The sequence below is a fragment of the Massilia sp. Se16.2.3 genome (assembly GCF_014171595.1).
GTDB lineage: Bacteria > Pseudomonadota > Gammaproteobacteria > Burkholderiales > Burkholderiaceae_D > Telluria.
In genome coordinates this window covers 4,255,227-4,279,907 of record NZ_CP050451.1, presented here as the reverse complement: position 1 = coordinate 4,279,907, position 24,681 = coordinate 4,255,227, and the positions used below count along the sequence as shown (strand labels likewise).

18 protein-coding genes, 6 tRNA genes and 3 pseudogenes are annotated in these 24,681 nt (G+C 68.2%); 14 read left to right on the top strand and 13 right to left on the bottom strand.

Going from position 1 to position 24,681, the window contains the following annotated elements; all coding sequences use genetic code 11:
* Positions 1–36: 36 nt before the first annotated feature.
* From G4G31_RS26910 to G4G31_RS19470, 10 genes and pseudogenes are all read left to right on the top strand, one after another.
* Positions 37–1,151, top strand: a pseudogene (locus G4G31_RS26910) (aminotransferase class I/II-fold pyridoxal phosphate-dependent enzyme); the annotation flags it as partial.
* A gap of 18 nt (positions 1,152–1,169) precedes the next feature.
* On the top strand, positions 1,170–1,301 hold the full coding sequence (locus G4G31_RS27735) for a hypothetical protein (RefSeq protein ID WP_267873686.1): 132 nt from the start codon (positions 1,170–1,172) through the stop codon (positions 1,299–1,301).
* Positions 1,294–3,261: a fatty acyl-AMP ligase gene (locus tag G4G31_RS26900; RefSeq protein WP_229425126.1), complete on the top strand. Its 1,968-nt coding sequence runs from the start codon at positions 1,294–1,296 to the stop codon at positions 3,259–3,261. The genes G4G31_RS27735 and G4G31_RS26900 overlap by 8 nt, the downstream gene beginning before the upstream one ends.
* Positions 3,153–5,027 (top strand): acyl-CoA dehydrogenase family protein, encoded by a 1,875-nt coding sequence (locus G4G31_RS19500; RefSeq protein WP_229425645.1) that lies wholly within the window; start codon positions 3,153–3,155, stop codon positions 5,025–5,027. The genes G4G31_RS26900 and G4G31_RS19500 overlap by 109 nt, the downstream gene beginning before the upstream one ends.
* Positions 5,028–5,303: 276 nt before the next feature.
* On the top strand, positions 5,304–6,701 hold the full coding sequence (gltX, locus tag G4G31_RS19495; protein ID WP_182989006.1) for a glutamate--tRNA ligase: 1,398 nt from the start codon (positions 5,304–5,306) through the stop codon (positions 6,699–6,701).
* Positions 6,702–6,841: 140 nt separating this feature from the next.
* Positions 6,842–6,917: transfer RNA gene (locus tag G4G31_RS19490), tRNA-Ala, on the top strand.
* Positions 6,918–6,944: 27 nt separating this feature from the next.
* Positions 6,945–7,020: transfer RNA gene (locus tag G4G31_RS19485), tRNA-Glu, on the top strand.
* Positions 7,021–7,106: 86 nt separating this feature from the next.
* A tRNA-Ala gene (locus G4G31_RS19480) sits at positions 7,107–7,182 on the top strand.
* A 40-nt stretch (positions 7,183–7,222) separates the two neighbouring features.
* Positions 7,223–7,298: transfer RNA gene (locus G4G31_RS19475), tRNA-Glu, on the top strand.
* A gap of 44 nt (positions 7,299–7,342) precedes the next feature.
* A tRNA-Glu gene (locus tag G4G31_RS19470) sits at positions 7,343–7,418 on the top strand.
* A gap of 448 nt (positions 7,419–7,866) precedes the next feature.
* On the opposite strand, the gene G4G31_RS19465 is transcribed toward G4G31_RS19470, so the two are convergent.
* The 3 genes from G4G31_RS19465 to G4G31_RS26895 all read right to left on the bottom strand — a co-directional run bounded on the left by G4G31_RS19465 (position 7,867) and on the right by G4G31_RS26895 (position 10,490).
* On the bottom strand, positions 7,867–9,597 hold the full coding sequence (locus G4G31_RS19465) for a S8 family serine peptidase (protein ID WP_229425125.1): 1,731 nt from the start codon (positions 9,595–9,597) through the stop codon (positions 7,867–7,869).
* Positions 9,598–9,801: 204 nt separating this feature from the next.
* On the bottom strand, positions 9,802–10,053 hold the full coding sequence (locus G4G31_RS19460; protein WP_182989005.1) for a hypothetical protein: 252 nt from the start codon (positions 10,051–10,053) through the stop codon (positions 9,802–9,804).
* A gap of 83 nt (positions 10,054–10,136) precedes the next feature.
* The gene (locus G4G31_RS26895; RefSeq protein ID WP_229425124.1) at positions 10,137–10,490 is read right to left on the bottom strand and encodes a hypothetical protein; all 354 of its coding nucleotides are present in this window, start codon (positions 10,488–10,490) and stop codon (positions 10,137–10,139) included.
* Between G4G31_RS26895 and G4G31_RS26890 the strand changes: the two genes are divergently transcribed.
* From G4G31_RS26890 to G4G31_RS19440, 4 genes and pseudogenes are all read left to right on the top strand, one after another.
* Positions 10,476–11,144: a hypothetical protein gene (locus G4G31_RS26890; protein WP_229425123.1), complete on the top strand. Its 669-nt coding sequence runs from the start codon at positions 10,476–10,478 to the stop codon at positions 11,142–11,144. The two genes, G4G31_RS26895 and G4G31_RS26890, sit on opposite strands and share 15 nt — an antisense overlap.
* Positions 11,145–11,457: 313 nt before the next feature.
* A pseudogene (gene earP / locus G4G31_RS19450) lies at positions 11,458–12,623 on the top strand (elongation factor P maturation arginine rhamnosyltransferase EarP).
* Between the two features lie 68 nt (positions 12,624–12,691).
* On the top strand, positions 12,692–13,267 hold the full coding sequence (locus tag G4G31_RS19445) for an elongation factor P (protein ID WP_136218665.1): 576 nt from the start codon (positions 12,692–12,694) through the stop codon (positions 13,265–13,267).
* A 231-nt stretch (positions 13,268–13,498) separates the two neighbouring features.
* Positions 13,499–15,037: an amidase gene (locus G4G31_RS19440; RefSeq protein ID WP_182989004.1), complete on the top strand. Its 1,539-nt coding sequence runs from the start codon at positions 13,499–13,501 to the stop codon at positions 15,035–15,037.
* A gap of 71 nt (positions 15,038–15,108) precedes the next feature.
* Here the strand turns inward: G4G31_RS19440 and G4G31_RS19435 are convergent, their stop codons facing one another.
* The 10 genes and pseudogenes from G4G31_RS19435 to G4G31_RS26880 all read right to left on the bottom strand — a co-directional run bounded on the left by G4G31_RS19435 (position 15,109) and on the right by G4G31_RS26880 (position 22,654).
* Positions 15,109–15,585, bottom strand: coding sequence for a TssQ family T6SS-associated lipoprotein (locus tag G4G31_RS19435; RefSeq protein WP_182989003.1), 477 nt, complete (start codon positions 15,583–15,585; stop codon positions 15,109–15,111).
* Positions 15,586–15,595: 10 nt separating this feature from the next.
* Entirely contained in the window at positions 15,596–15,769 is a 174-nt protein-coding gene (locus G4G31_RS26885) for a hypothetical protein (protein ID WP_229425122.1), read from the bottom strand.
* Positions 15,766–17,142, bottom strand: a complete 1,377-nt coding sequence (locus G4G31_RS19425) for a hypothetical protein (RefSeq protein WP_182989001.1) — start codon at positions 17,140–17,142, stop codon at positions 15,766–15,768. The genes G4G31_RS26885 and G4G31_RS19425 overlap by 4 nt, the downstream gene beginning before the upstream one ends.
* Positions 17,143–17,269: 127 nt before the next feature.
* Complete coding sequence (gene dbpA, locus G4G31_RS19420; RefSeq protein WP_182989000.1) at positions 17,270–18,676, bottom strand: ATP-dependent RNA helicase DbpA; 1,407 nt, start codon at positions 18,674–18,676, stop codon at positions 17,270–17,272.
* Between the two features lie 34 nt (positions 18,677–18,710).
* Complete coding sequence (locus tag G4G31_RS24710; RefSeq protein WP_210283916.1) at positions 18,711–18,962, bottom strand: hypothetical protein; 252 nt, start codon at positions 18,960–18,962, stop codon at positions 18,711–18,713.
* Between the two features lie 66 nt (positions 18,963–19,028).
* Positions 19,029–19,105, bottom strand: a tRNA-Met gene (locus tag G4G31_RS19410).
* Between the two features lie 86 nt (positions 19,106–19,191).
* Positions 19,192–20,339: pseudogene (locus G4G31_RS19405) on the bottom strand (methyltransferase).
* Entirely contained in the window at positions 20,332–20,541 is a 210-nt protein-coding gene (locus tag G4G31_RS19400; protein ID WP_182988997.1) for a hypothetical protein, read from the bottom strand. Before G4G31_RS19400 ends, G4G31_RS19405 begins: the two are co-directional and overlap by 8 nt.
* A 435-nt stretch (positions 20,542–20,976) precedes the next feature.
* Complete coding sequence (locus G4G31_RS19395; RefSeq protein ID WP_182988996.1) at positions 20,977–22,224, bottom strand: hypothetical protein; 1,248 nt, start codon at positions 22,222–22,224, stop codon at positions 20,977–20,979.
* Between the two features lie 118 nt (positions 22,225–22,342).
* Positions 22,343–22,654, bottom strand: a complete 312-nt coding sequence (locus tag G4G31_RS26880) for an SbcC/MukB-like Walker B domain-containing protein (protein ID WP_229425644.1) — start codon at positions 22,652–22,654, stop codon at positions 22,343–22,345.
* Positions 22,655–24,681: the final 2,027 nt, after the last annotated feature.

Here is a 24,681-nt window from a genome sequence, read left to right as displayed (position 1 = left end):
GTCGCCCAGTTCGCGCAGCCGCGCGGTGCCGACCTGATGCGCCGTACCGAAGCGCTCGATGCCTGGTGCCAGCTGCGCACCAGGCACGGTGTCTGGCAGTATGCCCGCGCGGTGGACGGTGCGCCGGCGCCGGAGGCGAGCGTGTGCGAGGAGGGCGGCATCCTGCCGGCCACGCATGGCATCAACTTCGCCTCGCAGGATTACCTGTCGCTGGCCTCGCATCCGACCGTGCGCGCCGCCGCGATGGCCGCGCTGGACGAATCCGGGCCGCACAGCGCCGGCTCGGCTGTCCTGCTTGGCAACAGCCGCCACTCGCTGGCGCTCGAGGAAGCGCTCGGCGCGCTGCTGCGGCAGGAACACGTGACCCTGTTTCCGACCGGCTGGGGCGCCGCCTTCGGGGTCATCACGGCGCTGGTGAATGGCCGCGACTACGTCGTGATCGACCAGCTGGCGCATGCCTCGCTGCGCCAGGGCGCCGCTGCCGCCACCCGCAACGTGCTGCTGCATCGCCACCTCGACACGGGCCACGTGCGCGAACTGCTGGCCGCGATCCGCGCCCGCGATCCCGAGAACGGCATCCTGGTCGTCACCGAGGGCCTGTTCAGCATGGATGCCGATGCGCCCGACCTGCCGCTGATGCAGCACCTGTGCCGCGAATACGGCGCCACGCTGCTGGTGGACGTGGCGCATGACCTGGGAGCACTCGGCCCGGGCGGCAGCGGCTGCGTCGGCGAACAGTCCATGCTGGGCAAGGTCGACATCGTGATGGGCGCTTTCTCGAAGACCTTCGCGTCGAACGGAGGCTTTGTCGCCAGCGCCTCGCGCGCGGTCAAGCGCCAGCTGCAGCTTTTTTGGCCCCTCACCTGTTCTCGAATGCCCTGTCGCCGCTGCAGGCGGCCAGCGTGCTGGCGGCGCTGCGCATCGTCACCGGTGCCGAAGGCGACACGCTGCGCGCCGCCATGCTGCGCAATGCGCTCGCGCTGCGTGCCCACCTCGCCGAAACCGGCATGCGCTGCCTCGGCATCCCGTCGGCCATCGTCCCGCTGTGGATCGGCAGCGAATCGGTGGCACGCCTGGCGGGCCGCACGCTGGCGCGCTCGGGCGTGTTCGTCAACGCGGTCGAGTTCCCCGGCGTCCCGCTCGGTGCCGCGCGCCTGCGCCTGCAGGTCATGGCCGCGCACACGCCGGAGCAGCTGCGCCACGGCGCGCGCCTGATCGGTGCCAGCGTCGGCGGCGCCGGTGCGGCGCTGGGCGTGGAACCGTCGCGCCAGCCGTGGCGCGGGGAGCGTGCACGTGGCTGAATCGGGCGAGCCGCACAGTCGCACGCTGCCGGGGCAACTGCGCCTGCACGCTGCGCGCACGCCGCAACGCGTCGCCTACAGCTTCCTGCGCGAGAGCGGCGAGGTCGAGGACATCAGCTATGCCGGGCTGGCCGCGCGGGTGGATGCGTTCGCGGCGCGCCTGGCCCACCGCGTGCAGCCCGGCGAGCCTGTCCTGCTGCTCTACCCGTCGGGAATCGATTTCGTCGTCGCCTTCCTTGCCTGCCTGCTTGCCGGCGCGGTGGCGGTGCCGGCGGCGCCGGCGCATCGGCCGCGCGATGGCGCGCGCCTGGCGGCGCTGCTGGCGGACGCCGCGCCTGCACTGGTGTTATGCGCGCCCGAACTCGAGCAAGCGACGGCTGCCGCGCTCGAACGCGCCCGCTGTGCGACGCCGCTGCTGCGCGAAGAAGCCTGCGGCGGCCGGGCGACGCCTCCCACGTTTGCGGCATGTGTGGACGCTGTCGCCTTCCTCCAGTACACCTCCGGCTCCACCGGACAGCCGAAGGGCGTCGAGATCATCCACGCGAATATCGATGCCAACGTGCGCGCGATCGGCAGCGCTTTCGGCTTCGGACCGGCGACCGTGATGGTCAGCTGGCTGCCGCTGTTTCACGACATGGGCTTGATCGGCAGCGTGTGCGCGCCGCTGATGCTGGGCTTTCGTTCGATACTGATGGCGCCCGGCGCCTTCCTGCGCCGCCCAGGGGCCTGGCTGGAGGCGATCACGCGCTTTCGCGCTACCTGCAGCGGTGCGCCGAACTTCGCGTGGGACCTGTGTGTGCGCCGGGTGGGCGAGGAGTGCAAGCGCGGCCTGGACCTATCCAGCCTGGAGGTACTCTATAACGGGGCCGAACCAGTGCGTGCGGCCACGCTCGAGCGCTTCAGGCAGCCTTTTTCAAGCTGCGGGCTGCGTCCTGGCGCGCCGTTTCCCTGCTATGGCATGGCCGAGGCGACGCTGCTGGTCGCCGGCGGGCCGCGCGCCAGGCAGCCGCGCATACGCGCGTTCGAAGCAAGCGCGCTCGAACTGGGCGAGGTGCGCGAGACTGGCCGGGATGGCCATGGCGCGCGCGTGTTGGTGAGCTGCGGTCCCGCGGCGCCTGGCGTGGAGGTCGCGATCGTCGACCCGCTGCGCCGTGGACGCGTGGCGCCAGGCGCAATTGGAGAAATATGGATCGCAGGTCCGGGCGTCGCTTGCGGCTACCGCGGGCCAGCCCGGGACAGCGAGGACGTGTTCGGCGCGCGTATCGCCGACGCAGGCCCGGTCGATCCCGGCATGCGCTACCTGCGCAGCGGCGACCTGGGTTTCCTGCACGAGGGCGAGCTGTTCGTCACCGGGCGGCGCAAGGACATCGTCATCGTCCACGGGCGCAAGCTCCACGCGCAGGATATCGAAGAGCTGGTCGAAAGCGCCTTCCCGGAACTGGCACCGAACAGCTGCGCAGCCTTCGCCGTCGAGAGCGAGGGCCGCGAGCGGCTGGCGCTGGCGGTCGAGGCCTCGCGTACGCTGGCGCGCCATGCCGACCTGGCGGCTTTGGGGCGACGCATCCGCGCAGCCGTCACCGACGGTATTGGCGTGACCCTGGATACACTGGTCTTCGCCGCACCGGGCGGCTTTCCGCGCACGACCAGCGGCAAGCTGCGGCGCGGCCGCTGCAAGGCGCTGCTGCTCGGTGGTGCCTTGCCCCTGCCCCCGCGCGCGAGCACCGGGGCGCAGGCGATATCGGCAGCACGCATGGTGGAGGCAGTGCCGGCCGCGCCGACGCGGCGATCCGCTGGCTGCGTGAGTACGCCCCGCGCCGCCTCGATTTGCGCCTGGCCGACGAGCGTCGCAGCCTGCCGCCGCATGTGCTGCTCGACTTCGCACGACAGGGCCTGTTCGGCCTGCAGGCACCGCTGGGGACGGGCGGGCTGGCGCTGGCGACCGTCGACCTGGTGCGGGTGATGCAGCAGCTGGCCGCGATCGACCTGACGCTGGCGACCCTGGTCGGCGTGCACAACGGCCTCGGCTTGCGTCCCCTGATGCGTCATGCGCCGCTGGCGCTGCGTGCGCGCTGGCTGCCGCTGCTCGCTGGCGGGCGCCAGCTGGCGGCCTTCGCGATGAGTGAGCCCCAGGCGGGTTCGAACCCGCGCGCGATCGGTACCCGCGCGCTGCGGGTGGATGGCGGCTGGCGCGTCAGCGGCGAGAAGCACCTGATCGGCCTGGCCTCCTGGGCCGGCGTGCTGACCGTGTTTGCCCGGGCCTTCGACCCGGCGGGCAGGGCGCTGGGCACGGTCGCGCTGCTGGTGCCGGAGGATGCGCCGGGGCTCCTCCAGGGGCCGGAAGCGCTCACCATGGGCATGCGCGCCATCGTCCAGAACGCCGTCCGCCTGGAGTCCGTGTTCGTGCCGGATGCGCAGGTGCTGGGCGCGCCCGGCAGCGGCATGGAAGTGGCCAAGGACGCGATGGGCTTCGCCCGCCTCGGCATCGGTGCGCTGTGCGTCGGCGCGATGAAACGCTGTGCCCAGCTGATGGCGCGCTACGCCGCGCGGCGCGAGGTGGCCGGAGGGCGGCTGCTCGACAATCCTGCGACGCGCCTGCACTTGCACGAGCTCGACTGCGCCATCGCGGCGGGCGAGGCGCTCGTCGCCGCTCTGGCGGCACAGGTCGACGAGGGCGGGGCGCTGCCGCTCGATGCCTGCAGCGCAGCCAAGTGCGTGCTGTCGGAACTGTTGTGGGAAAGTGCCGATCGCCTGGTCCAGATGCTGGGCGGGCGCGGCTACCTGAGAACAACCTGGCGCCGCAACTGCTGCGCGATGCCCGTGCGCTGCGCATTCTCGAGGGGCCGAGCGAAGTCCTGTATGCCCACCTTGGCGCGCTGGCGCGGCTGCCCGGCAACCGCCTCGCGCATACCGTCGGCAGCCGCTTCGGCGCGCCCGCGCTTGCCCGGCAACTGGAGAGGCTGCCTGCTCCAGCCCCCGGGCAGTGGCAGGACGGACGCAATGGCGAGTTCGCGGCCTGGACCCTGCTGGCCGCGGCGGCGCCCCCTGCAATCGGCGCACTGGGTACGCCAGCGCCTGGACGCCCTGCGCCGGCGCATCGAGAGTGAAACGGCGCAGGCAGGCAACTGTCCAGCGGCCGAGGCAGTGCTGGCCCGGGTTGCCGGCTACGCGGCGAGCATCGGGGACGGCGACGCGGTGTCGCCCGGCGAAGCGCAAGGCATCGACCCCATGCTGGCGCGCGAACGGACGCCGATTGTGGCTGACAGTCAGTACGAGGCCATGCTCGCGCCATTTGCCAACTGCGTGACGAAGCAGGACCGGGGGGCTGAACCCGGCGCGGAGGATGTCGCAGCACCGTCGCCGCTATCTTTTGAGCCCGCCGGACATGAACAGGCATCACGGCAGGTAGCGGCCAACGCTGCGGGACAGGTGTCCGCAGCGAGCCTGGAGCGAGTGCTGGGCTGCATTCTGAAATGGTTCCGCGAAGGCGGCGCCGGCGACGCGGTGATGCCGGCGGTCGATGCCGATACCTCGTTCGGCGACCTCGGCATCGATTCGCTGGCTTCGGTGCCGCTGGCGCTGGAACTGGAAGCGGCCTGTGGTGTGGCAGTCAGCGCCGAGCTGCTCTACGACTACCCCACGGCGCGCGCGCTGGCGCAGTACGTGGACGGCCTGCGCGACGGCCCGGGCGCGCTGGTGGAAGAATCAGTTGGCGTGGCGCCGGGCTGACGATATACGACGCCGCAGCCGGAACGCGCGCTGGGCGAGTGGCTGAACGTCGGAGTGCATCCTGAGCGCCGGTGGCAACGGGGAGGGCGCTGCCAGAGGCCCGGACCGCAAGCCGGCGGGGCGATGGCAGGTCGAACGCGGTGCCGCGATCGACCTTCAACGAGGCCGAGAATCAGCCGGCCAGCAGTCACGCCGACGCCATGTGCCGCGACGTCGACGCTGCCTGTGGCGGGCGCATGGAGGTAGAATAGCCGTTTTATCATTCCGCTTTCCGCCATGACCGTCCGCACCCCCGTCCGTACCCGATTCGCCCCCAGCCCGACCGGCTACCTCCACCTCGGCGGCGCGCGCACCGCGCTCTATTCCTGGGCCTATGCCCGCCACTTCGGCGGCACCTTCATCCTGCGTATCGAGGACACCGACCTCGAGCGTTCGACGCCGGAAGCGGTGCAGGCGATCCTGGACGGCATGCAGTGGCTGGGTCTGTCGCACGACGAAGGCCCGTTCTACCAGATGCAGCGCATGGACCGCTACCGTGAGGTCGTCAAGGGCATGCTGGAAGCCGGCACCGCTTACCTGTGCTATTGCTCGCCGGAAGAAGTTGAGGCCATGCGCGAGCGCATGCGTGCCGCTGGCGAAAAGCCGCGCTACGACGGCACCTGGCGTCCCGAGCCGGGCAAGACCCTGCCGCCGGTCCCCGAAGGCGTCAAGCCCGTCGTGCGCTTCAAGAATCCGCTTGATGGCGAAGTCACCTGGAACGACGTCGTCAAGGGCCCGATCACGATCGCCAACAAGGAACTCGACGACCTGATCATTGCCCGCCCTGACGGCACGCCGACCTACAACTTCTGCGTATCCGTGGACGACTGGGACATGAAGATCACGCACGTGCTGCGCGGCGACGACCACGTCAACAACACCCCACGCCAGATCAATATCCTGCGCGCGCTGGGCGCCGAGCTGCCGGAGTACGGTCACCTGCCGATGATCCTCGGCCCGGACGGCCAGAAATTGTCGAAGCGCCATGGCGCGGTCAGCGTGATGCAATACCCGGAGCAGGGCTACCTGCCGGAAGCGATGCTGAACTACCTGGCGCGCCTGGGCTGGAGCCACGGCGACGACGAGATCTTCTCGATGGAACAGTTCACCGGGTGGTTCAACCTCGAGCATTTGACGGCCTCGGCCGCCCAGTTCAATCCGGAAAAGCTGGCCTGGCTGAACAACCACTACATCAAGGCGGCCGACAACGAGCGCCTGGCCGGCCTGGTACGCACCAAGATGGAGGGCGCGCAGTTCGACGGCGCGCCGGCGCTGCCGGCCGTACTCGCCCTGGTCAAGGATCGCGCCAACACCATCAACGAGCTGGCGGACGCTGCGATGCTGTTCTATCGCCAGCCGCAGCCGGACGCGGCCCTCATGACCCAGCACCTCACCGACGCCGTGCGTCCGGCGCTGGCCCAGTTTGCCGAGCGCTGCCAGACGGTCGAGTGGAACAAGGCGGCGATTGCAGCCATGCTCAAGGAAGTGCTGGCGGCCAATGGCTTGAAGATGCCGCAGATCGCCATGCCGCTGCGCCTGCTCGTCACGGGCCAGCTGCAAACGCCCGCCATCGATGCCGTGCTCGAGCTGTTCGGGCGCGACACCGTACTGGCGCGCGTGGCAAAGGGCCTGTGACTGGGGGATCGGAATCCGGCTGTTGATTTCCATTGGTGATGCCGCTTGTGTGGCACCGTTTGCGGTTCGCATGATGATCGTCAAATCGGTATTTGCGTAATGCAAGAACCCCCGCTATAATGCTCGCACTTCAGCAGCACGGGGGTATAGCTCAGCTGGGAGAGCGCTTGCATGGCATGCAAGAGGTCAGCGGTTCGATCCCGCTTACCTCCACCAAGTTGAAGTGTAGTTCGGTAGTTCAGGGTCCCCATCGTCTAGAGGCCTAGGACATCACCCTTTCACGGTGAGTACCGGGGTTCGAATCCCCGTGGGGACGCCAGGGTTGGCAGTGGTTTGCCACCAAGCTGCGCCAGCGGCAGCAGTAGTGGAAGTACAGGCAGTATGGTATGATGTTGTTTCCCCGTGGGGGGTATAGCTCAGCTGGGAGAGCGCTTGCATGGCATGCAAGAGGTCAGCGGTTCGATCCCGCTTACCTCCACCACGTAGAAGAATTCGCAATGTGTAGTATCGGTAGTTCCAGGGTCCCCATCGTCTAGAGGCCTAGGACATCACCCTTTCACGGTGAGTACCGGGGTTCGAATCCCCGTGGGGACGCCAAGAATTTGGCAGCAGCAGTATCTGAGCAGTGCAAACAGTTTTAGGTCCCCATCGTCTAGAGGCCTAGGACATCACCCTTTCACGGTGAGTACCGGGGTTCGAATCCCCGTGGGGACGCCAGTCAAAGCAAAAAGCCGCCTTCGAGCGGTTTTTTGCTTTTTGCCGTCCAGCTCGTCTTCGCCTGCTCGCTTATTTGCCTGTTCGTCCTTGCGCACTCGTCTCCGCGCATGCGACTTCGCGCACTCGTCTCCGCGCATTCGACGTCGCTCATTCGACTTCGCGCATTCGCCGTAGCGCACGCATCTTCCCCCGCTCGCCGTTACGCGTTTCCTCGTCCTCGTCCTCGTCGTGACCTTGCCATCGCTCGCACGCGTGGGGGATCGGCATACGGCACCAGCGTCAGCCAGGGCTGCCGTTCGTGCCGGCATCGTGCATGGGCATCCCCCTGTGTCAATGTCAGTTCAGTGGCGGTGCTTGCGCACGGCGACGCGAAGGTGCACGCGCACGGCCACGCGAACGTGCTCGCGCACCGCCAGGCGCGCGCACGCTCGCGCCCCAGCCGCCAAACTCACCAGCCAGACAGTCCCATGCCGCCAGGCGGAAGACCCAGCTGCAAGCCCTGCGTCGCCAGAGCAGTGCCGAGCAGATAGGGATTCGTCCCCGCATAGAGCGGCGCACGACCGCCGTTGCCGTTGCCGACGCCCACCAGTTCACCGAACATCGGCTGCCAGGCGCCAAGCTGCGGGCTGGGCGCTGACGACAAACCGAGTGCCGCCAGCGCATCGGGCATGCCGCTCCCGATGTGTGTCGGATCGGCCAGCGTGACCCGCCGCGCGCTCAGGCGAATGAACTGGAACAGGCGTTCCACCCGCTCGGGTGAACGCATGCCGCCCAGCCCCTGGAATTCCGGCCGGTGCGCAAGAATGAGTGCCGCCAGGCCGGTTATATGCGGCGCCGCCATCGAGGTACCGTCCCAGGCCGCAAAATTATTCGGAGGCACCGACGAGACAATCGCCACGCCGGGCGCACACACGTCCACTTGCGGACCGAAGCAGCTGAATTTCGCGGTGAAATAGCCCAGCCCGTCGACATCGGAGCTGAGGGTTTCGGTGTGATAGCTGTCGGGTGGGAATTCACCGAGCTTGCCGATGGCAGCCACCGCCAGCACGTTGGGCGAGGCGGCGGGATATTGGACGGGACCGCCGGAATTGCCGGCAGCGGCGATGCAGGCGACGCCAGCCGCCTTGGCGCGCGCAATTTGCCGTTCGAGTGCCTCCGAGGGCGCGCCGCCACCGAGGCTCATATTGACGACGTCGATCCCCTGCTCGATGCAATACTCCAGCGCTTCGATCAACTGGCTGACCTGGCCGCCGGGGAAGAGTTTGCAGACATGGATTTCGGCATCGGGCGCAAAACCGCGAATGCCCCAGGCGATATCGGCCGCCCCGATCACGCCTGCGCAGTGCGACCCATGCCCGAGGGTGTCCTCGGTCCAGGTGCCGGGGTCGGTGCGCTTGTTGATGATGTCGAAACCGTTGCGTATGCGCGCCAGGTTGGCGTGGCTGGTGGCCGCACCGGAATCGATGACAGCGATTTTTACGCCCTGGCCGCGCAACTGGGGCGGGACGGCGTCCAGGCGCATGGCGCGCGCGCCCCAGCCGAGTGCTTGCTGGCGCGGGAAATTCTGCAAGGCCGGCGATTCGGACAGCGGATGCAGCGCCACGATGTTGGCCTGGTTCGGGTCGAGCTCGGGATCGCGCTGGAAGAAGCTCCAGTAGTCGGCACGGGGCTTCACGTACAGCCCGCTGATCGCGCGCGGGTCGTCGCCATACATGCGGATGTGTGCGGTGCCGCTGGCGTCGGTAACAGCCGCAGCCGGGAGCATGCCGCCGAACAGCGAGACCTCGGCGTCGGCCAGCGGCGCGCCGTCCCTGCCGAGCACGGTGATGGCGACCTCGGTCGCCGCGCCGGTGTAGGGCGTGAGCGAGCTGACCAGGTCAGGACGGCGCAGCATCGGATCGAGCAGGTGCAGGTGCTGGTCGCGCTCGACGAGCAGCCGGCCGCCGCCGCGCTGGTGCAGTTCTCCAGCCTGGCGATCGGTCATGCGTGCGACCAGGATGCCCTCGCTGCCGCCGTCGAGTCCAGCGGTCGCCACGCTGCCCCGGGTGCCGATAGTGTCGACCACCTCGATTTCGGGTGTGGCACGCAGGGCCCGCTCGACGGCGGCCAGGGGCAGGGGAGGCAGGCCGGCGCCGGAGAGGCCAAAGGCCCCCAGGACCGCGGGCTGGCGTGGCGCCACCGGTATTTCTTCTTGCGTTCGGCCACCGGGCGGCCACGCTGCTCGGCGGCGGCGGCGGCGGCGGCAGCGGTGGGGGCAGTGGCTCCGTCGCCGAGCCTGTCGGCGCCGTCTGGCGGCTGGCCGCTCCGGTCTTGCGGATCGCCGGGGCCGCCTTGGGGATTCTTGGGCATGATGCTTGTCCTTTCGATGGGTGGGCCAGGCGCGTCAGAACAGCGACAGCGGGCGGTCCGGTTCGATCATCAACTGGTTGAGCGTGCGTTGCCTGAGCTGGTCGATGGCGGCGGGATCGGCTTCGACGACGAGCGTGTGGGGCGCCGCGGCCGGGCCGATGGTCTCGAGAACGTGCAGCGCCGGATCGGCGCCGATGCTGTCGAGGAAGCGCGCAAGGGCGCCATCGTCGCCCGCCGCACGCACGATGTAGCGGCTGCCGGGGCCTGTGGTAGCGGAAACTGGCATGAATGTTCTCCATTGAAGCCTCCCCGCCGGCGGCGGGAAGGCTGGTTGCCGGCAGGAGGCCGGACAATGCGGATCGCGCCCGGTCAGTGGACCGTCTGCTGGCCCGCCAGTTGCGCCAGCTGGGCTTGCTGTACCTGCTGGGCGTAGGCGCTCCATGGGTCAACCGAGAACGGCAGCATGCCGCCCAGCTGGCCGGCATAGTCGCCGATCGTCCTGCCCAGCTGCTGGTGGCCGAACTGGCTGCCGATCCAGCCGCCGGCTGGGCCCGCAACCTTGCCGATCATGTTGCCCAGCCAGCCCTGGGGCGCCACCTGGCCCTGCCCCTGTTGCTGGCCGAGCGGTTGCTGGCTGACCTGTTGCTGCGTCAGCTGTTGCTGCAGCACCGCTGCCTGCTGCTGGATCTGTTGCAGCGCCTGCAGTAATTGCTGCTGTTGCACCTGGAGTTGCTGCAGTTGCTGCACTACCGCGCCCTGGCCACCTTGCGGATCGGCCGAGAAGGGCAGCAGGCTGCCCAGACCGGACAGGCCGCTGCCGATAATATTGCCCAGCGTCCCGCTTCCGGCCAGGTTGCCGATCAGGTTGCCGGCAGGTTTGCCGAACTGGCTGATCAGGCCGCCAAAGAAGCCGCCTTGCGGCGTCAGCTGGCCAAGCTGGGCTTGCTGCTGTTGCTGTTGCAGTTGCTGGAGTTGTTGCAGTTGCTGGAGTTGCTGGAGCTGTTGCAGCTGCTGCAGCTGCTGCGGCTGGGCAGCAATGGCGGACGGGTCTGCGCCGAACGGCAACAGGCCACCACCAATGCCGCCGGCCACTTCGCCGATGCGGCTGCCCAGGTTGGGGTTGCCGAAGATGCCACCGATGCCGCGGCCGATCAGGCCGCCGAGCGGTGCACCGAACATGCCGCCGAACAGGCTTTGCGGCGCGTACTGAGCTTGCCCAATTGCGGGTTGCTGAAATTCATTCATGCTCGACTCCTCCATTGGGGTGCGGCAGCCGGCAACGACGCCAGCCCGCGCACGCGACGGCATGCCTGGCTGATTGCGTTTCCCTTACACGCGCTGCAAGCGGCCGCGAAAGTGGACGCCCGCTCCCGGTAAGGTCGGAAAGCGGACGCAGTGCAGGGCGGACGACCGAGTCCGCTCTCCCTGCAGGTAGGATTTGGACTGGACGCCGGCGGCGAAGTTTGAGCCTCCAGGTGATCATTCCGCAATATGCTGGTGTGGTTTGCGCTAACGCAGATGAACGGGAATCCGCGCCCGGAAAACCCTGCCGCGCGCGGCCGATATTCAAGACAAGCCATGGACGTCATGCAAGATCGCTGCCCGATCGGTTAGAATCCCGCCCTTGCCGCCGGCCGGTGCCGGCCCCTCGAAGGGCTTTGCCCGCCGACGCCACCTATCCAACTCCACCATGTCTGCCCATCACCTCGAAGCGCGTCCGCTGTCCCTCGCCATCTTCTGCAAGGTCGTCGACAACTATGGCGACATCGGCATTTGCTGGCGCCTGGCACGCCAGTTGTGCACGGAGCACGGCCTTGCCGTCACCCTCTGGGTCGACGACCTGGCCAGCTTCCGCCGCATTTGTCCGGAGGTGGACGTCGCGGCCGCGTGCCAGGAAGTCGGCGGCGTCGTGGTGCGCCATTGGCAAGGCCAGGAAGGCAGCTACGCTCCAGGCGACGTGGCCGATATCGTCATCGAATTCTTTGCCTGCGACATTCCACCTGGCTATATCGAGGCGATGGCCAGGTGCGAGCCGCGCCCGGTCTGGCTGAACCTGGAAGGCTTGACGGCCGAGGAGTGGGTCGAAGGCTGCCACCGCCTGCCCTCGATGCATCCGCGCCTGAAGCTGACCAAGCACTTCTTCTTTCCGGGATTTACGAACAGGACGGGCGGCCTGCTGCGCGAGGGCGCGCTGGAAGACCTGCGCCGGGACTTCCTGGCCACGCCCGCGCCGGCGCGCGCGTTTCTCGGTCGCCTGGGCCTGGGCGCCGCCGAGCTGGACGCCTTCAAGGTTTCGCTGTTCTGCTATCCGCACGCCCCTGTGGCCGCCCTGTTCGCGGCCTGGCAGGCCGGGGCGAGCCCTTGACCTGCCTGGTGCCCGAGGGCGTGGCGCGCGCCGCCGTCGAGGACTTCCTCGGAACCGCGGCAGAGGCCGGCGCGGTCGCCACCCGCGGCGCGCTGACCGTGCGCGTGCTGCCTTTCGTGTCGCAGCCCGACTACGACCGTCTCCTGTGGTCCTGCGACCTGAACTTCGTGCGCGGGGAAGACTCATGGGTGCGCGCCCAGTGGGCTGGCAAACCCTTCGTCTGGCATATCTATCCGCAGGATGAAAACCTGCACCACAAGAAATTGCGCGCTTTCCTGGACCGCTATGCTGCGCAGGCAGCAACCCGTGCGTTCTCGCTCTGCTGGAACAGCGCCCTCCCGGCCGCGGACGCGGACTGGCCCGGCTTGTGGGCGGCGCTGAAGGCCGAGATGCCGGCGATTGAGGCACGCGCAGCCGAATGGCAGGCCGAGATGTTGGAAAACGGCGACCTCGCATCGAACCTGCTTGCTTTCGCCTCCTCACTTCGTTAGGCAAGGCCCCCGTTACGTGGTATCATGCCCTGTTACTGCAACCACTTTTTTTGATTACTTTTAATCTTATGAAACCCGCAAAAGAGATCCGTGTCGGCAACATCATCATGGTTGATGAAAAGCCTTTTATCGTCCTGCGTTCCGATGTCAACGGCTCGAGCCGCACGGGCTTCACCTACAAGTGGAAGATGAAGAATCTTCTGACCAACGCACCGCTGGAAAACGTGTTCCGCGGCGATGACAAGTTCGACGTCGTCGTCCTCGACAAGAAGCCGGTAACCTACTCGTACTTCGCCGATCCGCTGTACGTCTTCATGGACGAAGAGTACAACCAGTTCGAAATCGAAGAAGAAAACCTGGGCGACGCGCTCCACTACCTGAAAGACGGTATGGAATGCGAAGCCGTGTTCTACGACGGCAAGGCCATCTCGGTCGAACTGCCGACCACGATCGCCCGCCAGGTCGTCTACTCGGAGCCTGCGGTCAAAGGCAATACTTCGGGCAACGTCCTGAAGGAAGCCAAGATCGAGAACGCCATCGAAGCCCACCAGCACATCGTCATGGTGCCGCTGTTCGTGAGCCAGGATGACACCATCGAGATCGACACCCGCACCAACGAATACAAGCGCGTCGTCCGTAACTGATCGACACCTGCTTGCGTTGTACAAAAAACGCTGCCGCGATGGCAGCGTTTTTTTTCGCCGCCAGCATTCGCTGTCCCGGACGCGCACCGCCTGTCCAGGTGCAAATGGTGTCGAATGGCAAGCACTGCTATCCTATTGCTTCACTATAAATAATTGGGGGACACATGGATCGCAGGGATTTTGTTCGGCTGGGCGTGGCGGCGGGTGCGGTTGCCGGAGCGAGCGGGGGCCATGGCGGCCAAGCCGAAGGCAGCCGCGGCCGGCGCCACCGACGCCTTGCTCGAGGCAGGTGTACGCGAGCAGGGCGCGGCCATGGCGGCCGGCAAGACCAGCTCGCGCAAGCTGGTGGAGCGCTACCTGGCGCGTATCGCGGCCCTCGACAAGGCCGGGTCGCGCCTGAACGCGGTCATCGAACTCAATCCCGACGCCGTCGCCATCGCCACCGAGCTCGACCGTGAACGCGCGGCCGGCAAGCTGCGCGGTCCGCTGCACGGCATTCCCGTGCTTCTGAAAGACAATATCGCCACCGGCGACAAGATGAGCACCAGCGCCGGCTCGCTCGCCCTGGCCGGCGTGCGCGCCACCCGCGATGCCTTCGTTGCCGAGCGCCTGCGCGCTGCCGGCGCCGTGATCATCGGCAAGACCAACCTGTCGGAATGGGCGAACATGCGGTCCACCCATTCCGTCAGCGGCTGGAGTGGACGCGGCGGCCAGACCCGCAACCCCTACGCGCTCGACCGCAATCCGAGCGGGTCGAGTTCCGGCTCCGGCGCGGCCATCGCCGCCAGCCTGGCCACGCTCGCCGTCGGCACCGAAACCGACGGCTCGATCGTCTCGCCCAGCTCGAGCTGCGGCATCGTCGGCTTCAAGCCGACACTGGGCCTGGTCAGCCGCAGCGGCATCATTCCGATTGCGCACTCGCAGGACACCGCCGGGCCAATGACGCGCAGCGTGGCCGATGCCGCCCTGATGCTGGCGGCAATGACGGGCGTCGACGCGAGCGACGAGGTCACAAAGGACAGCGCCGGCAAGGGCAGCGATTACGCCGCGGCGCTGCGTCCCGATGGCCTGCGCGGCAAGCGCATTGGCGTGGCGCGCAATTTCTTCGGCGGCAGCACCGCCATCGACGCGATCGTCGAGAAGGAGCTGGCGATCCTGAAGGAGCAGGGTGCGATCCTGGTCGATGTCAAGGTGCCGAACACCGACAAGTACAACGAGACCGAAGTCGAAGTGCTGCTCTGCGAATTCAAGCCTGACCTCGCTGCTTACCTGGAAGGCTACGCGCCCCATGCGCCGGTAAAGAACATGGCGGACGTGATCGCCTTCAACGAAAAGAACGCCAGCCGGGAAATGCCTTATTTCGGCCAGGAGCACCTGGTCGCCGCCCAGGGCAAGCCAGGACTGGACGCGAAGTCCTACCGCGAGGCGCTGGCGAACAACCGGCGCTACGCGCGCGAGGAGGGGATCGACAAGGTGATGCGCGAGCACAAGCTCGACGCCCCGGTGGCGCCCACCGGCGGCGTGGCCTGGCTGACCGACTACATCAACGGCGACCATTACGGCATGAGCTTCTCGTCGCCGGCGGCGGTGGCGGGCTACCCGCACATCACGGTGCCGGCCGGTTTCGTGCACGGCTTGCCGGTCGGGCTGTCGTTTGTTGGCGGCGCCTGGAGCGAAGCGACGCTGATCGGCATGGCCTATGCCTACGAACAGGCCAGCAAGCGCCGCCGCGCACCGACCTTCCCGGCCAGCGTCAACATCAAGGGGTAGGGGCCGACAGGGCTAGGGACCGAGGCAGCCCAGCCTGGCGGCACAGCGCCAGGCTGGGCTGGCGCCGCCCTTCAGTTACGCTTGGCGCGCTCGAAAGCCGGTCCCCACAGCGGGTGGCCCTGTTCGCCCGGTTCGAGCGTGAAGTCGGGGTCGATCTTCAGGATCTTCTCGAAAGCCTGCTCGCATTGCTTCGGGCGCGAGGTGACGCAATAGCTGAATGCCGTGTACTTCAGGGCGGTGACGCGCGTGCGCAGCGGCGAGCCGCCGCGGATGTCGGCCGAGCCCGGGCGTTTGATGGCGCCGTTGAAATCGCCCTCGTTGTAGAGACGGATGCCTTCGCGCAGGGCCACCTGGTCGCGGCCGGAGTCGGCGCGCGGATCGCTGCGCGCGGAGGTACGCGCCTCGCCGCGGCTGGCTTCGCGGGCCGGAGTACGGTCGCGCTCGGGTTCGGCCTTGCGGTCGAAAATGGGCGCCAGCTCGGCGCAGCCGGCAAGGAGGGCACTCGCCAGCAGCGCGCAGAACAGGCGAGGCGGGAGGAAACGGGTCATGGCAGCTTCCTTAATCGGCCGGAGCCGTGAAATCGTGTTCGATCGTCGCACCTTCCTGTCCGCCGGCCGTGAGGGTCCTCACGTGCTCGGGGAAGTTCGGGTTGACGATCCGGATCGTGTGCTTGCCCGGGCCGAGCGTGAGGCGCTTGACCGGCGGGCTGACGCCGCGGGCAACGCCGTTCACGTACACCGTGCCCCAGGGCTTGATACGCAGTTTATAGGTCGTGCCGTTGACGACCGCGTCGGCGCTGCGCGCGCCAGCAAGGCCAGGCGTCGTCCCCGGCGGGGCGCCGGGCAAGACGCCCGGTTCCGGGCGGTGCCCGGCGCAGCAGCGACGGCTGCGGGATCTGCCGCGCCCGAGGCGATGGCGCCCGGGGCATTGCCGGAGGCGTCCGCAGGCGCGCCGGGGTCAAGGGGCGCCTGCGCGTTTGGCGCCGGCATACTGCCACTATCCTGTACCGCGCCGGATGCGTTTGCCGTTGCCGTATCGGCCGGTATGGCGGCGCCGGCGTCGGGACCCGCCGCGGCGGGTGCGGCAGGCGGCAGCGCGAGCGCGGGAATATCGGCCGAATCGCTCTGCTGCAGGAAGGAGACGAGGGCGCCACCCGCCGCCGCCAGCAGGACGACGGCCGCGCCGGCGATCATGGCCCAGCGCTGGATGCGGCGCTGGCGGCTGCCTTCCCATGGCGCGTGTCCGAAGGCCGGTGTTGCGGCGGCAGCGCCGGCCGGTCCTTTTGCCGGGGCCGGCGTGGCGACCGTCGCGGCGGTTGGGCCGGCCTCAGTCGCGCTCTGGCGCAGCAGGCTCGCCTCCGCATGCGCGGCGGTTGCGCGGACGGCCGCTTGCGGCAGGGCGGTGTCCACCGGCGCAAAGCCGGCAATGCCGTGGGCCTCGACCGGAGCCGCGTGCAGGCCGGTGTCGTTCGCATGCATCGGCCCCGCCCCATGCGCGGCGTCCAGCGCGTGCTCGCCTGTCATGGCCGCGTTTTCCGGCTGGAGGACAATGCGAGACTGTACCGGGCCGGCGCCGTGAAGTTGTGGCAGCGAATCGTCCTGCGCCCGCGCCTCGCCACCCGCGAACGCGCCGCCTTCCAGGCCAAGCAGGCTGCGCATCTCGGGAACCGTTTTCGGGCGCAGGCGCAGGTTGGGACCAAGGCAGCGGTCGATGCCCTGGGTCAGCTCGTCGCTGTAGTTGTCGTAGAGGCGGGGGCCGACCGGGCCATCGGGCGGCAGTTCGGCGGTGATGGCGTAGTGCACCACCTGTGCCAGCGCATGCAGGTCGCCGGCCAGCGTGGGCTCGGCGCCGGCCAATTCCTCGCCGCCATCCTCGGCCGCGGGCAGCAGCAGCGCTTCGCCGTTGTTGAGCATGACCAGGGTCTCGGGCGAGATGCGGCGGTGCGGCGCCCCGCTGGCATATTGCTGTTCGAGCGAATCGAGGACCCGGCGTAACAGATTCCTGCACCACGCTTCGTTCACCAGCGCGGGACTGTGCTCGACGATGTCGTGCACCGTACGTCCGTCCGCGAACGGGGTGTAGATGGTTGTGCTTGGACTGGTCATTGGGCTAAAAGTTTATCTTTAGCAAAATCATGCCAGATTTGCAGCAATTGTGTCGCTGCTGAGTCAAACGTGCGCGGCATCGCCGGCCGCGGACGGCACCGAGGAGTTCCGCGCACGCGCCCACTTGTCAGAGCTCGAGGAAACGCATCTTGAAACTGCGGCCCTTGAAGTTGCCGAAGTCCGGTCCGAGGCGGTTTCCCGCGTTGAGCTTGCGGAAGGCCATGTCGGCCGCCTCGCGCGCAATCGCGACATAGGTCTGGAACTCGGTAACATTGATCTTGCCTACTTGTTCCTTGGCGAGACCGGCGTCGCCGGTGAGCGCGCCCAGCACGTCGCCCGGACGCAGCTTGTCCTTCTTGCCGCCGGAAATGACGAGGGTCATCATCGGCGCCGGCTCCGCGGGCAGGACGGAGTCGCCCAGGTCGTCGAGCTTGTACCAGCTGGCCGGCGAACCCTGCATTTCCTCGATCAGGCGTACCCATTTCTTTTCGTTCGGTGCGCACAGCGACAGGGCCAGGCCCGTCTCGCTGCCGCGTCCCGTACGGCCGATGCGGTGCACGTGCACTTCGGCGTCTTTCGACACGTCGACATTGATCACCGCTTCCAGGTTGGCGATGTCGAGGCCGCGCGCCGCGACGTCGGTGGCCACCAGCACGGAACAGCTGCGGTTGGCGAACAGGATCAGGATCTCGTCGCGTTCGCGCTGTTCGAGTTCGCCGTACAGGGCGAGCGCCGAGAAACCCTGGTCGCGCAGGGTGTCGGCCAGTTCGCGGCAATGGGCCTTGGTATTGCAGAAGGCCAGCGCCGACACCGGCCTATAGTGGCGCAGCAGGCGGGCCACGGCCTCGTCGCGGTTGTCGAAGCCGACTTCATAGAAGCGCTGCTCGATCTTGCTGTCGTCGTGGCGGCTTTCCACCACCACTTCGAGCGGGTCGACCAGGAAGCCGGCGGTGGCGTGGCGGATGTCGTCGGGGTAGGTGGCCGAGAACAGCAGGGTCTGGCGGCGTTGGGGGCAGGCCGTCACGATGTTCGCGATCTCGTCGTAGAAACCCATGTCGGTCATGCGGTCGGCTTCGTCGAGCACGAGGGTCTGGACTTTCGACAGGTCGAGCGTGGCGCGGCCGAGGTGGTCGCGGATGCGGCCCGGCGTACCGACGACAATGTGGGCGCCATGCTCGAGCGAGGCAATCTGCGGGCGCATGGCGACGCCGCCGGTGAGCGTGAGGATCTTGACGTTGCCGACGCCGCGCGCCAGGCGCCGCAGTTCGCCGGCTACCTGGTCGGCCAGTTCGCGCGTCGGGCACAGCACCAGGCCCTGCACTGCGAACCAGGCGGGATTGAGCTTGTTCAGGATGCCGATGCCGAAGGCCGCCGTCTTGCCGCTGCCGGTGGCCGCCTGCGCGATCAGGTCGCGCCCTTCAAGCACGGCAGGCAGGCTCTCGGCCTGGATCGGGGTCATCTCGTTGTAGCCGAGCGTACCCAGGTTGGCGAGGAATTGCGGTGCCAGCGGCAGCGCGGAGAAAGAAGTAGTCATGCGGGCTCCAGCCAGTACAGAGAGCGAGGGCCGACTAATCTGGAGCCGGCGCCCAGACCGGCAATCCGGTCAAATCAAGGTGATCGTCGCGGCGCCAGACGGGCAGGCCGGTGGTATCGGTTTCTTCGAGCAGGGATATCTGTTCCTGCTTCAAGGCCGTGCGACGGGGACGGGGTGCGCGCCTGGAGTCAAGCTGCGCGGCCTGGGCGAGAACGCCGGCTTCGAGCGGAGCGACCGCTTCGAAACCCGGCAGATCGATCGTGGCGTTGTCTTTCTTGTCTCTCATCCGGCGTGCAGGGCCCAGAAAACAAAAGCCCGGCTGCAAGAGTCGGGCTCGTTTGATACTCGTGTTTGGTTGCGGGGACAGGATTTGAACCTGTGACCTTCGGGTTATGAGCCCGACGAGCTGCCAGACTGCTCCACCCCGCAGCGCTATTGTACTGCTTCGCGCCGCAGGATGCAAATATGTGAATGCGCCGTCCGTTTTCGGGGCATTCCGCGCGTCAGGAAGCCGGCTATGCGACGCGCAGGCGCCACAGCGAGGTCACTTCCTTCGCCCGCGCCGCATGCAGCGGATCGTCCGCATCCTGGGCCTTCGGATGGGTCGGACGCACGTCGTGACGGGCCGCCACTGCCAGCCCGGCCGCTGCGATCCAGCCCAGCAGCTGCTCGCGCGAACGCAGGCCGAGGTGCTCGGCAAAATCCGACAGGACCAGCCAGCCTTCGCCGCCGGGTGCCGGTGATCCTTCAATGCGCCGAGGAAGCCGCGCAGCATGCGGCTGTCCGGATCGTAGATCGCATATTCGATCGCGGAACTGGGTTTTCCCGGCAGCCATGGCGGATTGCAGACGACGAGGTCGGCCTGGTTCTGCGGGGAACAGGTCGGCCTCGACCACGTCGACCTGTTCGTCCAGGCCAAGGCGCGCGATATTTTCGCGCGCGCAGCCGAGCGCCCGCGCGTCCATGTCGGTGGCAGGACGCGCCGCAGGCCACGGCGCGCCAGCACGGCGGAGAGTACGCCGGTGCCGGCGCCGATATCGAAGGCGGTCTTCGCATGGGCGGGCAAGGGCGCCTGCGCCACCAGCTCGACGTATTCGCCGCGCACCGGCGAGAACACGCCGTACCGGGGATGGATGCGTGCATCGAGCGCCGGAATCGGCACGCCCTTGCTGCGCCATTCGTGCGCACCGATCAGGCCGAGCAGCTCGCGCAGCGAGACCACGAACGGTTCCTGCTGTGCGCCATAGGCCTCGTTGCAGGCCTGGCGCACATCGGGGGCGCGGCGCAGCGGGATCGTGTAGTCGAGATCGAACGGGATCAGGAGCATGGCCAGCGTGCGCGCACGCTGCAGCTGCGCCAGGCGGTGCCGGTGGAACTGTTCTGTGATTGTCGGCGCGATGGCGCCAGCCTTGACGCGTTTTGAGCGTGCCGGCTTCTGGTCGATGCGGCGCGCGAGCGCCTGCAGCAGCTGGCGCGCATTCTGGAAGTCGCCGCGCCAGAGCAGGGCGGTGCCGTCCAGCGCCAGGCGGTAGGCCGCATCGGCCGTCATCGTGTCGTCGGCGATCACGATCTTTTGAGGGGCCGGCCAGCCGCTCCCGGAACGCCACAGCGCCGAGCGCTGCCCGCCACCTTCCTGCCATTCGATACGCGTCATGTCAATGATGGTGATGCCAGTTGCCGTCGCCCGACTCCATGAACGATTTCACGGCGTCCGGATTGCCGGTTGCATGGCGGCGTACTTCGCCGCAGCCGCAGATGCCCTGGTAAGGCTGGATGTGCGAGCAGGCCGAGACTTTCTGCAGGAAGACGGTGACGTTCTTGGCGCACTTGGCGCATTTGAAGGTGAGGGTGCGAGCGGGTTTCATGGTGGTTGGGCGTGGATGTGCAAAGGCGGCATTGTACATCGCGTGTCGGCACGCAGGCGGGCGCAATGCCTGTCCTCGCGCGCCGGTGACCGGGTCGGCACAGGGACTTAAGTACTCACCCAAAAATAAATGTGTTTTTGGCTTCCAGAACCGGCGCGTTGCTGCGTCGGTTCGCGCTTGCAGTGCTCGCACTGCGGCGCGCTCGCCGCCTTGCACCGCATCCAGTTCTGTTTGCCAAAACTCCCATTTATTTTCGGTCGAGTACTTAGCGGGCGCTTTCGACGGCAAGAATCGCGCGCGCCTGCAGGGTCGCGGGCGCCCCGCGCCTGACGATATCCTGCAGTAGCCGGCGCAGCGCCGGCGTCGGCCTGCCGCCCAGGACGATCAGTCGGGCGACCTCATCCGGCCGGGGCGGGCGGTCGCTCGCCAGCGCCTCTACCAGCGCCGGCTGGACGGGCGCCAGCAGGTTCCGCGCGATGCCGGCCCGGTACGCGGCGGGAGCTGGTCGACGAGGTAGCCCAGCGCATGGATGGCCGCCTCGGCGGTTGGCGCGTCGGCGCCGCCGATGCCTTCACCCAGGGCCGTGCCCAGCTGGTGCAGTGCCGGCGGGTCTGTCCGGTACCGCCCCGTATGCCACAGATGGGCCAGGCCGGTCAGCGTGCAGGTTGGCGACATACCCCGGAAGAAGGACAGCGCACGCTTCCATTCGTCCAGTTCGAAGGCTGCCCGCTGGGTGCCGCGCATGCCGAGATCGCTCATCGGGTACATGACGAACAGGTAGTTGCGGCACAGTTCGCGCAAGCCTGTCTCCGGCGCACGCGGGTCGAGGCTGGCAAGCAAGGCGTCGAGCTGGCTGCACTGCCCTGCGACGTCCCGGTTCATGTCGATATCGACTGCAGGCAGCCGGTGTTCGCGGAAGTCGAGTTCGGGAAAGGTAACGCTGCTGCTCAGCCGCATGAGGGGCGCACGTACGCCGCAAGCGACGACCACGGCATTGTTGCGCATGCTGTAGTGCTTGCTGGCTTCTCCTCCGAGCGAGTAACGGAATCTCTCGTACAGCGTCGGCATGCTGCGCCAGCCGTCGCTGAGACTTGCAGCTGCGGGGCCGCGCCCTGCGACGGGAGCCAGATAATCCTCGTAATGCAGCGCATCGGCATAGGGCGCGAGCGCCGGCGGAACGGTATGGGCGAACTCCCGCACCATCGCCGCAGACGGCGCGAAGCACTCGCCCGAGGAAGTCGGCACCCGGATCGCGCGGTGACGGGGCCGGGGTTCGAGTGCGAGCGCATAAGGGCCATCGGTGGAGACGATCGCATCGTCGATGGCCACGCTCATCCGGTCGGGATATTCCCAGTCGCCATGGCGGGGCAGGTAGCGGAAGGTGTAGCTGGCGCCGGGCTGGAACCCCCCGGCCAGCTCGAGCCGCACCCAGGCGATGTTCTTGCCGAATTCGCGCACGCGCACGGCGAGCAGGCGCTTGTCCTGCGCGGAGCTGACCTGGAAGTCGCGCGCGCTCACCCTGTCGCCAGGCGGGTTGAACATCACGCCGAGTGCGTTTTTCGGCAGCCGTCCCAGGTCGGGCCGCACGAAGCCTGCGCTCTCGCCCTGGGTGGGCGGCATGCAGGCCCAGCCAGGCAGGGAGAAGGCAAAGCTCAGCAGGGCGAGAAAGAGTCGTCGAAACATTGGGCAGGTTCAAGAAAAGCCTGCGACGGCCGGTCGGATGCCGGCAACGCGACGAAGGCGCGGGCCAGTGTACGACCGAACTTGCCAACTTGGCAAGAAAAGAAGTGCCTGCCGCCGCTCAGTTCACCATCACGGTGCTGCTGCCCCCGCCACTCGGCCGCACCAGGATCTTCGCCGCGATCCGCTCCGTCATTTCGTGCACGTGCGAGATCACGCCGACTTTCCTGCCCATCGATTGCAGGGCGTCGAGCGCGTCCATCGCCACCCCCAGGGTATCGCTGTCGAGCGAACCGAAGCCTTCGTCGATGAAGAGCGATTCCACCCGTACCCGGTTCGAGGACAGCGAAGCCAGGCCCAGGGCCAGCGCCAGCGACACCAGGAAGGATTCGCCGCCCGAGAGCGAATTGACGGAGCGGATCTCGCCGCCCATGTCCTGGTCGCGCACCATCAGCGCCAGCGAGGGGGCGCCCGCGTTGTCGACCCGCTCCAGGCGATAGCGCCGCGCCAGCTGGTTCAGGTGGCTGTTGGCGTAGCCGAGCAGGACGTCGAGCGTGAACTGCTGGGCGTAGTTGCGGAACTTCTTGCCGTCGGCCGAGCCGATGAGTTCCGACAGGCGTCCCCAGCGCGCTTCGATCGCCTGCTGGCGCTCGATCTCGGCCAGCATCGCCTGCGCCTTTACCCGGCGCGCGTCGTCATGAAACGCCTGCAGGCGCAGGGCGGTGGCCTGCTCGTGCACGGCGCTGCGTTCTTCCAGCACGGCGGCAAGCGCATCGGCCACGGCCGCGCCGTCCGCCATGGCAGCGTCCTGCGCCGCGCTTTCCTCGTGCAGCGTACGCTGGCTCTTGCGTTCGGCCAGCACGGCGGCGGCCTTGGCCAGCGCCGCGTCGAGTGCCGCCAGTTCGCCGCGCTCCGCCGCCATCCAGGCCGCGCCGACCGCGAGCAGGCCCGCCAGCCTGGACTGGTTGTCGACCGGTTCAAGGTCGCTGTGGTGGACCGCGTACTCCTCGATCCAGTCGGCCAGGCGCGCGGCGGCGTCGCGCGCATCGTCCTGCAGCGAGCCAATGCGTTCCCCGGGCCTGGGCCAGGGTAGTGCGTACGCGTGTCTCGACCGCCGCCGCGCCCGTCGCCGGGCCTGGCGCGAGGCCAGCAGTTCCCGTGCGCCAGTGACCGCACGGCGCAGTGCGTTTTCCACCTCGCCGACGGCGCGGCCGTCAAACAGGGCGACGCGGGCGAGGCGCTGTTCGCGCAAAAGCGCTTCGCTGCGCTCGAATGCTTCGGCAGCCGCAGCCGCGGCCCTGGCGGCGTGTTCGGCGCGTACGGCGGCCTCGCGCTGCGCCGCGTCGAGCGAGGCGAAGGCGGCGCGCTGCTCGGCCAGCTGCGACGATTGCGCGTTCCATGCCTTGGCCTCCGCGGCACGCGCGGCATGCCATTGCGCCGGATTGCGGCGCCACAGCGCCTGCCAGCCGTCACCGGCGGACTCGCTCAGCACGGCATCGAGCTCCGTCAGCACGGCCGCCAGGGCCGCGCCTTCGCGCTCGCGCTGGGCCCCAAGGGCTTTGTGCTCGGTCTCGAGCGCGGCGAGCGCGTTGCGTGCATTCTGGGCGCTGCCCTGCAGGCGCCCGTGCTCGGTGGTGGCCGCCTCGAAGGCCGCCTGCGCCGACTCGCGCGCCTGGGCAGCGCGGCGCGCCGCCTGCTGGCGTGTGTCGACTGCCGCAAAGGCTTCGATCACGGCCGCCGTCTGGGTTTCGAACCGGGGCTGGCGCTCGCCCGCGGCAGGGGCATCCTGCGCCACCGGACTGGCCTGCCAGGCGGCGTCGAGTTCAGCCAGGTCTGCCGCCAGGGCGATGCGCTCCGCGTCGAGCGATGTCAGGCGTTCGCCGCTGGACTCGACCTGGGCGCGTCGCGTCGCCTGTTCCGACAGGTTGCGCTGCACCCCGGCGCGGCGCTCGGCCACCTGGCCGCGCAGCAGGTCGAAGACCGCATGCAGGCGCTCGTCCTGATGGGCATAGGGGTGGGCTTCGCTGCCGCAGACCGGGCAAGGCTCGCCATCGACCAGCGCGCCGCGCAGGGCCTCGACCTTGTCCGCGATGGCCAGTTCGGCGGCGCTCAACGCATGCTCGGCCTGGGCGGCAGCGGCTGCCAGGGCGGGTTCGGCCGCTGCGGCTGCGGCCAGTGCGGTTTCTGCCGCCGCGCGCGAGGCGCGGGTGCGTTCGCGTTCGGCATCGATGCGTGCCAGGTGCTCGCGCGTGAGGTGCAGGCCTTTGGCGATGCGCGTGGCGGTGGCCAGGGCTTCGCGGCGCGCCTCGAGCGCGGCGCGTTCCGACTGCAAGGCGTCGAGGTCGAAGCCGGCCAGTGCCTTTGTCGCGTCCTGGCGCGCGCTATCGAGTTCGGCGATGCGTGCCGCGGCGCGTTCGGCGGCGTCCTGCGCCGCTTGCGCGGTGGCGGCCGCGTTCACGC